This window comes from Methanosarcina sp. (assembly GCF_035390745.1).
GTDB lineage: Archaea > Halobacteriota > Methanosarcinia > Methanosarcinales > Methanosarcinaceae > Methanosarcina.
On the sequence record NZ_DAOOUJ010000079.1, the window covers coordinates 1 to 11,816 of the forward strand.

At 44.5% G+C, this 11,816-nt stretch carries 7 protein-coding genes; 5 read left to right on the plus strand and 2 right to left on the minus strand.

All coding sequences use genetic code 11. The features are described 5' to 3' along the window. The first annotated feature begins 84 nt into the window (after positions 1-84). Positions 85-2,013 (plus strand): metallophosphoesterase, encoded by a 1,929-nt coding sequence (locus PLL47_RS13390; protein ID WP_324446907.1) that lies wholly within the window; start codon positions 85-87, stop codon positions 2,011-2,013. Next, entirely contained in the window at positions 2,010-5,222 is a 3,213-nt protein-coding gene (locus tag PLL47_RS13395; RefSeq protein WP_324446909.1) for a DNA double-strand break repair ATPase Rad50, read from the plus strand. The genes PLL47_RS13390 and PLL47_RS13395 overlap by 4 nt, the downstream gene beginning before the upstream one ends. 51 nt (positions 5,223-5,273) lie before the next feature. Here PLL47_RS13395 and PLL47_RS13400 read toward each other — a convergent pair whose 3' ends face one another. Both PLL47_RS13400 and PLL47_RS13405 read right to left on the minus strand, forming a co-directional pair. Continuing rightward, positions 5,274-6,083, minus strand: a complete 810-nt coding sequence (locus PLL47_RS13400; RefSeq protein ID WP_324446911.1) for a C15orf41 family protein — start codon at positions 6,081-6,083, stop codon at positions 5,274-5,276. Positions 6,084-6,517: 434 nt separating this feature from the next. Then, positions 6,518-7,321, minus strand: a complete 804-nt coding sequence (locus tag PLL47_RS13405; RefSeq protein WP_324446913.1) for a hypothetical protein — start codon at positions 7,319-7,321, stop codon at positions 6,518-6,520. A gap of 450 nt (positions 7,322-7,771) precedes the next feature. Here PLL47_RS13405 and PLL47_RS13410 point away from each other — a divergent pair, with 450 nt between their 5' ends. From PLL47_RS13410 to PLL47_RS13420, 3 genes are all read left to right on the plus strand, one after another. Continuing rightward, positions 7,772-9,304, plus strand: a complete 1,533-nt coding sequence (locus tag PLL47_RS13410) for a class I SAM-dependent DNA methyltransferase (RefSeq protein WP_324446915.1) — start codon at positions 7,772-7,774, stop codon at positions 9,302-9,304. Beyond that, positions 9,294-10,370 carry a Fic family protein gene (locus PLL47_RS13415; RefSeq protein ID WP_324446917.1) on the plus strand — a complete coding sequence of 359 codons (1,077 nt, stop codon included), beginning with the start codon at positions 9,294-9,296 and terminating at the stop codon, positions 10,368-10,370. Before PLL47_RS13410 ends, PLL47_RS13415 begins: the two co-directional genes overlap by 11 nt. A 272-nt stretch (positions 10,371-10,642) precedes the next feature. Next, positions 10,643-11,816: restriction endonuclease subunit S (locus PLL47_RS13420; RefSeq protein ID WP_324446919.1), on the plus strand; the 1,174-nt coding region annotated here is incomplete at its 3' end.

Below are 11,816 nucleotides of genomic sequence, written 5' to 3' on the forward strand. Positions count from 1 at the left end.
CTCATTCAACTGTCCCCTCCCGATGGAAATCAGTTAAATACTAATATACAAATTCCTATACCGTAAAAACTAGAGACTGATATCATGGACCGGGAAATAAGGATACTTCACACAGCAGACACGCACCTGGGATACCGGCAGTACCACAGTGAAGTACGGAGGCAGGACTTTTTTAAGGCTTTTGAAACTGTCATAAAGGATGCGGTTGACATGCAGGTTGATGCTGTCGTGCATGCGGGAGACCTTTTCGATTCAAGGAACCCGACACTTGAAGACTTACTTGAGACCATGAACATCCTGTCCCGGTTGAAGATTGCAAACATTCCTTTTTTTGGAATCGTCGGAAACCACGAGAGCAAGCAAACTACCCAGTGGCTCGACCTCTTTGAAGAAATGGGGCTTGCGGTAAGGCTTGGGAAAAAACCGCAGCTGGTTGGAGATGTGGCAATCTACGGGATCGACAGCGTCCCCAAGTCAAAAATTCCCCTTTACGATTACTCAGGGTTTGAAATTCCTGAATCCCTGCCGGAAAACTGCAGGAAACTGCTTGTAATGCATCAGATCATGCAGCCTTCCCCTTTCCCTGACTGGGACTGTGCTGAAGTAATTGAAAACCTTCCTTTCAAGGTTGATGCAATCCTCCTTGGGGACTACCACGAGTACGAGAAAATAAAGGTAGGCGAGACCTGGGTCACATACTCGGGCAGCACAGAACGCAACAGTGCAACCGAAAAAGAGCCCCGCTCTTACAGCATTATCACTCTTTCCGGGGAAGGGCTGGAAATAAGCAAGAGAAATATCCCCACCCGCCCTTTCCTCTTCATTCCAGCAAAACTCAACGGGGAAGAGAACCCCTATGAGCAGGTTTTTTCTGCCGTAAACGAGCGTCTTGAAGAGATTCCGGAATCTGTGGTATTTCTGGACATCTCAGGAGATTCAGGTTCGGTTCTTTCCTTAAGCGAAATTGAAGAGTACGTGCTGAGCAAAGGAGCCCTCGTAGTGGCAAAAGTCAACGACTCCAGGGCAAAAGAGGGTATTCCTGAAGAAGTTGCTAAAGTTGCGTTCACTGATCCTGACCGAGCTGTTGCCGAAGAGATCCGCAGGATGAGCTTAAACGATGGCGGGCTGATAGTCGATGAGGTTATCCGGAACCCTGATGTGCCAAGGTCAAGAGTGGACGAAGAAACAGAGAACCGGCTTATGGGGTTGATTGAATCAATAGATTTCAAAGACCCGGATTTTACGATAAAAATACCTGTCAGTCCCACACCTGTTACTCCTGTAAGTCCAGACAGCTCAGCCATAATTGAAGATACTGAAGAACCCAAACCGGCAGATATGGCAGAAAAGCTTGAAACTCTCAAACATGCAGCCGAGAGGGGGTTTGCGGCGGCAGCTGCCGTAAAATCTGAAACCTTCAGGGCTCCTGTGAGAATTCAAAGATCTGAATCTCTTAATGAGTCTCTGAGCAGGAGCTTTGAAACCCCTGATAAGGCCCTTGAATCTTCTGATCATGTTTCTGAACCTTCGGATTCGATTTCTGAATCTCCTGATAAAAGTCCCGAACCTCTTAATGTCCCTGTAATAAGTGAAAGTACTGACTCCGCTGATGCCGGATTATCTGAAAATGCCGGATTATCGTTATCTGAAAATGCCGGATTATCGTTATCTGAAAATGCCGAATCCTCAAAAGCATCCGCAGAAGTCGAAATTCCTGAACTAACTGTGAATCCCGGAGTTGCTGGAGGTTCTCCTGCTGATCCTGTGACTGTTTCTCCTGTTGAAAACCCATCCTTATCCAAAATTGCGCAGAAAACTTCCGGAACCCCAGAAGAACTCCAATCACTTTCGGGAGAAATATCTGCGGAAGAAAAGCCTGCGGAAGAAAAATTCCCTGACGAAAAGCCTTCCCGGGCTCCGGATAAATCCGCAAAACCTGTAAAGCAGAGCCAGAAAAAAGGAAAAGAAAAGTCTGCCGTTCCCAGACAATACAACCTTGGTGATTACCTGTGAAGCTGAAAAACCTGTACATAGAAAATATCCGGAGCTATAAGAAGCTGGACTTCACCTTCGAAGACGGAGTGACCGTGATCTCCGGGGTAAACGGTAGCGGGAAATCAAGCCTTCTAGAAGCCTGCTTCATGGGTCTTTTCGGGAGCAAAATCCTCTCAAAGGACTTTGTGCTTGCGGATATGATTTTCAAAGGTGCCGAGAACGCAAAAATTAACCTTGAATTTGAGCACCTCGGGCATGAATACCTTCTTGAACAGGCTTTCAGGTACTCTTCGAAAAGTGAAAGTGCCTCCAGTTCAAGGTGTGTGCTCTATGCTGACGGGGAAAACATTGTTGACCAGGCAACCCGCACCTATGAAGAAGTCTGTACCCTCCTGAACATGGACGAAGAAGCATACAGGAACTGCGCGTACATCAGGCAGGGTGAAATTGATGTTCTTATTAATGCAAAGCCGAAAGACAGGCAGCGAATGATTGATGACCTGCTCCAGCTTGGAAAACTTGAGGAGTACCGCGAAAGGGCAGGCTATGCGAAAACGGCTGTCAGAAGGCTTGAAAGGGACGCAAAAAACAGCTTCTCAGCCGTAAAAGCCGAAATAGAGGGAATTGAAAGCACAGAACCCGTTGCAGCCGTTAACAGGCTCAGACAAAAAGTTAAAGAAACCGACGCTGTTCTGGACGAGCTCAATAAAAAGAAAGAATTTGCGGCTGCACGTAAAGGAGAACTTGACCTCAAGATTTCCGAGTACAGGGAAAGACTTCAGGAAATTGAGGTTTTGAAACAGGCTATCCAGAAGTCTCAGGAAGATAAGGCTGGCTGCTTCAAAGAAAAGGAAACCTTTTCAGGAGAAGTCCAGAGCCAGAGGCGCGTTTTGCTCGAACTCGGGGAAGAAAATGCCGGCTTGAGGGAAGAATGCGGCTTTGGAGACCTTGAAATTGAAGCCCTGCTTTTGCGCCAGGAAAAAGAAGAATCCTCTGCCAGGGAAAAAGTAAATGCTGAATCAAAAGAACTTGCTCTCCTCCTTAAAGAAGAAGAAACCGGATTACAGGCACTTCGTGAGCTTGAAAAAGAGAAAGCTGAGACTGAGCGTACTCTCGTTGAATGCAGAAACAGTATTGGAGCTGCAAATAAGGAAATTGAAGGTTACAGGGCAAATATAAAGCGGCTTGAAGAGGAAAATAAAGGGCTCAGAGAAAAAGCAGGTTTTGGGGCTGCTGATGAAGTTGTTTTGGTCATAAAGGAGCTTGAAGAAAAGGAAAGCCTTCTCAGAGACCAAAAAAATGATGTATCCGCAAAACTCGGCCTCGCCCTCAGGGAAAAGGAAACAGGAGATGCAGGTCTGCGTGAGCTTGATGCGGAAATGGAAAACCTCAGAGCTTCGGTCCGGAAAGGAAATTCAGAGATCGAGGCTCTTGAGCAGGAACTCAGAGACAACTCTAAAGCGGTGCTGCATATCCGGGAGCAGAGGTCCGGGGTTTTTGCCGGGCTGAAGGCTCTCGGCTTTACTGAGGAACAGCTCGAAAACCTGGAGGATTTCAATGAGCTTCTGCTGGAAAACAAAAACCGGCTGCATGGGAAAGAAAAGGAAATTGAGGCTACTTTAAGGGAAATTGAAAAAAGCCTGCGTAAAAACCGGGAACTGCTTGCCGAAGGGAAATGCCCTACCTGCGGGCAGGAACTGAAAGGGTCAGAAATCGCATGCACGGCAGAAGAATGCGAACAGAAAAAAGAAAAGCTTGCTTTAGAGCTTGCGGACATAAAGCTGCAGAGTGCTGAACTTGAGAAAAAGCTCAACCGGCTCAAGGATGCAAAGAAGCTTGAGAAACAGGCATATGATTATGATATTGAAATTGAAAAGCTCACTGAAAAGGCAAAAGCTTCCGGAAAACTGATCGAAACTCACAGAGCCCGGATAGAAGAAGATTCTCTGAAGCTTGAGAATCTTGAGAAGAGGAAACAGGAACTTGAAACCGCAAGGGTTCAACTCCTTTCAGATCTTAAAGCCCTTCAGGATCAGGAAGAAGCAGCTAAAAAAGCTCACGGTGAAGGCGAAAAGGCTCTGAGGGAAGCAAAAGCTTTTGAAAGAAAGCTTGCCGAAAATGCCTCTGAAATTGAATCCCTGAACGGCAAAATCCGCACCTCTCTTGCGCTGATAGAAAATTACGGGCAGAGGCTTGAAGAGCTCAATGAAAAACTAACGGCATTTGCGGAAAAGGAAGCCCTGTCAAAAGAAAAACTCGAATCCCTCGAACTTTCCCTTGAGACTGTGCGGAAAAAGGAAAATGAAGCAAAAAAAGCCCACGCTGAAAGCGAAAGGCTTCTTTCGCAGGCAAAAAAGCTTCAGTCTAACCTTCTCCGCATGGAAAATATTAAACATAAAATCTCCGAGCTTGAGACCGGCATCAGGAGTCTGGCAGAAAAAATAGGATTCTTTGACCGCGAAATCCTTGACCGCAGAGACCGGATAAAGCAGCTCGAATCAAAACTCGAAGGAAATAAGCTTGCAGAACTCCAGCAGAAACGCGCCCAGTTTGAAGAGGCACAGGCAAATATTGCAGAGAAAATCAGGGAAGTAAGTGCTGAAAAGGACACTTTTCTTAAAGAGATCGGCATGATAGAAAACAGCCTGAAGCGTTTAAGGGAACTCAAAGAAGAACTGAAGGCTCTTGAAAACAAAAGGCTGTACCTTGAAGCTGTATATAATAACGCAGAAGAGCTTGAAAACACCTATATGCGCGTCCGGGCTGATATGCGGGCAAGGAACATAGGAGCTCTCTCAGTCCTCCTGAATGAGATGTTCGGTTTCATGTATACGAATAATGCTTATTCCCATATCGAGCTTGACCCCGAATACAACCTGACGGTTTACAGAAAAGACGGTACTCCTCTTGAGCCCAAACTTTTGAGCGGGGGCGAGCGTGCAATCTTCAACCTTGTCCTGCGCTGTGCCATCTACAGGCTTCTTGCCCTCGGTTTTGGCGGAGATAAGCCGGACGGGCTTCCTCCGATGATCCTTGATGAGCCTACAGTTTTCCTTGACCGCGGGCATGTGAGGCAGCTTTTGAAACTCATAGACATGATGCGCAGCATAGGAGTAGGGCAGATAATAGTGGTTTCTCATGATGAGTCTCTGATTGATTCGGCAGACCACGTCTTCCAGGTAGAAAAAGATCCCCTTACCAATATGTCCTCGATTACAAGGATTTGAAAATAGCTCTGAGAATCCTTCTTGCAGAAAACGGAAAACCGGGGAGTCTGATTATTGTATTGAAGATTCCCAGTACACCAGATAGTTGAACAGCTCATCAGTCTGCTCTTTGTATTCCACAAAAAAGCTGTAGTCTTTTATCAGGTAGCCTTCGCCTTCGGAAGCGAGGTCTTCAAGGTAGCCGTACCAGTAAACTACCATGCCTTCCCCGAAAATTTCGGCGTATTCCCTGAACTGTTTCTTTGCATAGTGTTTGTGTTCAAAATCGTCCCCGAAGAGGGCTTTGCTTTCTATCCACCTTATCATATGGTTCTCTATGGGGATCGGGTCTGAAAGGACAAAGTCCGGGGTCTTTCCGTCTCCCTGAGCCCTTATTTCAGCTTCGGTGCAGTAAGAAATTTTCCTGTCGTCAAGCCATTTGCGGATGATCTCTTCTCCCATTTCGCCTTTTTTGCACTGCATCTCATGGGCACGGGGAGAGAAGAAATAGTCTGCTTCAAGGGCTTTCCGGACCTCTTTTTTCAGGCGGCGGTTTTCAATGCAGTCAAGGTGCTTGAAAAGCCAGTTTATGCTTTTTCGGGACATGTCACAGTTCTTAAGGATCAGGGAAGCCATGAGGGTTGGAGGAAAAAAAGTGTATTCTGAAAGTTCAAGTATGGACCTGCCCTGCTTCCACCGCAAAAAGAGTTCCTTTTCCCTGGAATATACTTTCCTGTGCTTGAACCTTGTCATTTTCACTACTTTCTGGTTAAGAATGGTGGCAAGCATGCCTGGTGGTCTGGTATGTTCCTCTGAGAGGCGGAAAACGTCTCCAAAGTTGTGTAACGAGCTGTAGATTTTCTGGTATGTCTTGCGGTCCATTCTTTATCATTGAGTCCCTGTTCTTGTTTTAACATAGAAACTAAAGCTGAATAACATGAACGAAAAGCGAACTTTCCAATATGCAGGGGGCTTATTTTTTCCTGTATACTTTTATCTCTTTCTTTCTATATAACTCTCGACCTTAAATCTCAACCGTGCTTCAAGAAGCTAATCTCCAGAAGGCAAAATTCCAGGAATTAAGCCGCAAATCCCTATCTCATTAAGGAGGAGTGCAGGCTTACTTTAAACTCAGAACGCGAGAAACATTTTCTCCTTTTCGGGCTCTAAAAGGTTTTAGAACTCCAGCCTGCCGATCCATTCAAGGTTAATTCGAGTAAATCTTAGTAATCTGGGTAATGGCAGTTTACCCTGTCTCAATCTTAAGCTAAGCCGATTAGATCAGCCTCAGACATTTTTCAGGAATAAGGAGTTGTTTAACTCCAGAATTCCTCTTCGTAATTATCAGGAAGGTCTATATCCATTACTTCATCAAGTTTTTTGCGCTTGTCTTTATTTTCAATTGTTTTTTTAGGTTTCTCTTCTCTGCCGGAAGGATAAGTATTTTTCTTTTCTTCTTCTTCGTTACAGGCTGCAAAGATTGTTGCGTGTTTGTCTATAGAAATAATTCTTTCCTGAACCTTTGGTTTTTCCTGAATCTTTGGTTTTTCCTGAATCTTTGGTTTTTCCTGAATCTTTGGTTTTTCCTCCGCTTTTGGCTGCATATTTGCATATATAACCGTGTCTTCTTCAACGGACTCTTTTTTCAGCCTGGCTTCCAGCCTCATGGAAGCTTTTTCAGCCTCTCCGGCTTCCTGCCTTTTCTGCAGCCTTTCCTCGTGGCTTCCTTCAGGGCTTCTTTCAGGTTTTGCAGATCTGGTTTCTTCGCGGCATCCAAAGAATAATTTCTGAGAATCTTTTCCCGACGCATGAGAGGGGTTTTCTTCTCTTCTTATAGCAGGTCTTTCAGGGGGTCTTTCTACCGGTCTGGTCGGAGTCCAGTCCCCTTTTTCAGAAACGTTCTTCCATCTGGGATGGGGCTGGCTCCCCAACTTTCGGAAGGTGTCTTCGGCATAGGTATCTTTTTTACGATCAGCCTTGTTAGATCTGATTTTACTTGTTGTGTTATATCCTATGAGACAGGTGGGTTCCCTTGTCCTCCATTCCAGACAGAAGAGGTGGCATTCCCGCCCTTTGCATGTCTGGGTTTCATCAAGTGGGCATACTTCTGGAAGGGTCATGATAATAAGAATACGCAGAATATAAAAAATAGTTAACGGTGATAAAGTAGAAATAAATGACCATAGGCAGATGAAAGGGAGCGAGTCTTCCGAAGGTCTTCAAGGCCCGGGTTTTAAGGGAAATACCGGAGAGCGAAAAAGGAAGTGCGGAAAGTCCTGTATTCATGCCCTGACCTTCTGGTGTGTTCTCTTCCTGGCAAATAACGAGGCAAATACAAAGAACATCCCATCGTACTGCGGCTATAAACTTCCATGCCGCAAAAAAAGAGAATGTTTTTCAATATTCCATACAGGTTGGGCAAAATTAATAATCCATTTTAAACCAGAATTACTGCATTCTATTGAATAAATTTTAGTAAACGTTTTATATCAATATCGATATCTGCATGAAACGGCTTTGTACTGGTTCAGTAAGCTGATTAACAATTTGAATAATGGAAGGCATTAATTATGAGTGATTTTGAAAAGCAATTGTGGAAAGCGGCAGATAAACTCCGAAAAAATATTGATGCTGCTGAATATAAGCACATAGTCCTGGGCTTGATTTTTCTAAGATACATCTCAGATGCCTTTGAGGAATTGTATGAAAAATTGCAGCAGGGAGAAGGGGAGTACGCCGGTGCAGACCCTGAAGACAGGGATGAATACAAAGCTGAGAATGTCTTCTTTGTACCCACAATTGCCCGCTGGTCATATCTGCAATCAGAAGCCAAAAAACCGGATATCGGTAAAGCTGTTGATAATGCAATGGATGCCATCGAAAAAGAGAATCCTTTGCTTAAAGGGGTTTTACCAAAGGTGTATGCGCGGGGCAATCTTGACCCTACAAGTCTTGGCGGTCTGATTGATCTTGTGAGCAATATTGCTCTTGGCGATGCCAAAAACAGAAGTGCTGATGTTCTCGGTCATGTTTTCGAATATTTCCTTGGTGAGTTTGCCCTTGCAGAAGGAAAGAAGGGTGGGCAGTTCTACACACCAAGAAGTGTGGTTGAGTTACTGGTAGAGATGCTGGAACCCTACAATGGCAGGGTCTTTGACCCATGCTGCGGTTCCGGCGGCATGTTTGTGCAGTCGGAGAAGTTTGTTGCCGACCATCAGGGAAAGATAAACGATATATCTATTTACGGGCAGGAGAGCAACCAGACAACGTGGCGGCTGGCAAAGATGAACCTCGCCATCAGAAGCATTGACAGCTCCCAGGTTAAATGGAACAATGAAGGTTCTTTCCTCAACGATGCCCACAAAGACCTGAAAGCGGATTATGTCATAGCCAATCCTCCGTTCAATGACAGCGACTGGAGCGGCGATCTGCTGCGCAAGGACGGCAGATGGAAGTATGGTGTTCCGCCGGTCGGAAATGCGAATTATGCCTGGATACAGCACTTCCTTTATCATCTGGGTCCAAACGGTCAGGCAGGTTTTGTTCTGGCTAAGGGTTCTCTGACATCCAAATCCTCGGGAGAAGGAGAGATAAGAAAAGAGCTTGTGGAGGCACGACTGGTGGACTGCATCGTTAACCTCCCGCCAAAGCTGTTCCTGAATACCCAGATCCCTGCCAGCCTCTGGTTCCTGAGCAGGAATAAAGCCAACGGCAAGTACAGAAACAGGACAGATGAGATCCTGTTCATCGACGCACGGAACATGGGACACCTGATAAACCGCAGAACCCGTGAATTTTCACCTGAGGATATACAGCAGATTGCGAGCACCTACCATAACTGGCGCAATCCTGACGGGAATTACGAAGATGTGAAAGGATTCTGCAATTCTGCTTCAATTGAGCGGGTGCGTGAACTGGACTATGTGCTGACGCCGGGGCGCTATGTGGGACTGCCGGACGATGAGGATGATTTTGATTTCAATGAACGTTTCACCGCGCTGAAAGCCGAGTTCGAGGAGCAGTTGAAAGAGGAAGAGAGACTGAACCTGCTGATCGCCGAGAATTTATTGAAGATCAAAATGGAGAGGGAGAATGGAATCTAACCCGGATGAGCCGTATAATGAGTTGCCGGATATATTACCTGATGAGAGGTATTGGCGTCTGTTAAGTGTTTATGAGCAGGCCAACAAAGCAAGCAGGGCATTGGCGGAATTGAAGGGCAGGCTCTCAGCGATCCCGAATCCTGACATATTCATTAATACTTTGAGTTTACAGGAGGCGAAGGACAGTTCATCCATTGAGAATGTTTTCACAACCAATGATAAACTGTTCAAAGCCTTCACCCTCAGTTCAACAGCAGACCCGCATACAAAAGAGGTGTTGAGGTACGGGAAGGCACTGGTGGACGGATTCAGGGTTATAAAATCCGGAAATTCGTTTTCAGTTGAACTTATCGAACTTATTTACAGAAATATAAAGGATGAAAATGACGGCATACGCGATTTTCCAGTTTATATAGGAAATAAGTACAGGAGAATTTACACGCCTCCATGTTGCAGGGATGTAATTTTGGAGAAATTGAATAATTGGGTATCGGTCGCCACCTCAATATCTGATCAGATCGATCCGCTTATTAAAATGGCAATTCTGCATTATCAGTTTGAAGCTATACACCCTTTCAAGGACGGTAATGGGAGAACCGGGAGGGTAATTAATGTGTTGCTCCTCTCTGCATATGATCTGCTGGACGATCCTGTTCTGTATCTGTCGAAATATATCAATGAGAATAAGAATGATTATTACAGGCTTTTACTGGACGTTACCGAAAACAACAACTGGGAAGGGTGGATACTCTTTATGCTTACAGCTATAGAGGAGACTTCAAAATACACCCTTGATAAGGTACTGACCATTATAGAGTTGTTCAATGATACAAAAGAGAAGATGCAGGGTGAAGTTCCTGATATTTACAGCTTTGAACTGCTTGAGATCTTGTTCATGCAGGTATATTGCAAATATGCCTTCCTTGTGGAAAGGGGGATTGCATCGAGAAACACCGCAAGCAAATACCTGAACCGGCTGGTGGATTTAGGTATACTTGAAAAGGAGAAGGTCGGGAATGAGTTTATCTTCAAAAATAAGGGGCTGTATGAAATATTAGGGAAATGACAAAATACGGGTAGAAGAGAAGATGAGCGTTTGCCGGAGAGAATGCAAATGGTCTGTGCATACATGCTAGGAATGCACAAAAATACAAGAATTTTGTGCGCACACCGGTTTGAATGCACAGGTGTCGTGCAGACCTGACCCGATATGCACAATAAATTAGTAGAATTGTGCAGGCTGTCAAGAAACATAGGTTGAAGCTAATATGAGTAGAAGTGAAATTAATGATGAATTTCCGGAGCAGTTGAGATGCTCACAGGGATGGAGGGGATGAAGTGACGGGGGAATGGAAGAAATATAAGTTGGAGGAAGTGGCACAAGACTTTGCAATGGGTCCGTTTGGTTCAAATATTAAGGCTGAGAACTTTCAAGAATCAGGTGTTCCTGTAATACGTGGTAAAAATCTTAATTTTCCTAAATACGTTGATGGAGATTTTGTATTTTTAAGCGAGGAAAAAGCAGATCAATTGAAATCGAGTAATTGCTATCCAAATGATCTTGTTTTTACACATAGAGGAACTATTGGACAGGTTGCTATTATTCCAGAAGGAAAATTTAAAAGATACGTAGTTTCTCAATCTGGAATGAAACTAACAGTAAATACAAAATATCTGGATCACAATTATCTATTTTATTTTTTCAAGTCAAATATAGGTCAGCATGAGTTACTTCAAAATGAATCTCAAGTTGGTGTCCCTTCAATCAGTAGTCCATTAACATCATTGAAATCTGTCACCGTTACCCTTCCCCCTCTCCCCGAACAGCGTGCTATTGCCTCCGTTCTTTCCAGCCTCGACGACAAGATTGACCTGCTCCACCGCCAAAACAAGACCCTTGAAGCTATGGCGGAAACGCTGTTCAGGCAGTGGTTTGTGGAAGAGGCGGATGAGGAGTGGGAGACAGGGAAATTAGGAGATATTGCAGATATAAATCCTCCCTATAAACTCAAAAAGGGAGATGTTTCTTCCTATCTAGATATGAAAAACCTGAATACTTCAACTTTTAATCCTGATGGGTGGTGTAAGCGTGAATTCTCATCTGGCATGAAGTTTAAAAATGGAGATACACTTCTAGCAAGGATTACCCCCTGTCTCGAAAACGGAAAGACTTGTTATGTGGATTTTTTAGATGAAGATGAAATTGGATGGGGTTCGACAGAATACATCGTAATAAGAATGAAAAAACCTTTCCACCCATTTATTTCATACATTCTGGCAAAGGACAAGGACTTTAGAGATTTTGCCATTAGTAGTATGTCTGGTTCAAGTGGAAGACAGAGAGTTCAAGCTGATATAATCAAGGAATATGAAACGAAAATACCGCCATTGGAAATCATTGAAAAACTAAATCTTCAATTAACTGGGATAGTTCCTAAATTGGAGAAAAATGCGAGGCAAATCCGTACTCTCGAAAAACTGCGGGATACGCTGCTGCCTAAACTGATGAGCG

Bases quoted from the DNA above. Each gene is read 5' to 3' on its own strand.
- PLL47_RS13390 (WP_324446907.1), top strand. From the start codon at position 85: ATGGACCGGGAAATAAGGATACTTCACACAGCAGACACGCACCTGGGA.
- PLL47_RS13400 (WP_324446911.1), bottom strand. From the start codon at position 6,083: ATGGACCGCAAGACATACCAGAAAATCTACAGCTCGTTACACAACTTT.
- PLL47_RS13405 (WP_324446913.1), bottom strand. From the start codon at position 7,321: ATGACCCTTCCAGAAGTATGCCCACTTGATGAAACCCAGACATGCAAA.
- PLL47_RS13410 (WP_324446915.1), top strand. From the start codon at position 7,772: ATGAGTGATTTTGAAAAGCAATTGTGGAAAGCGGCAGATAAACTCCGA.
- PLL47_RS13415 (WP_324446917.1), top strand. From the start codon at position 9,294: ATGGAATCTAACCCGGATGAGCCGTATAATGAGTTGCCGGATATATTA.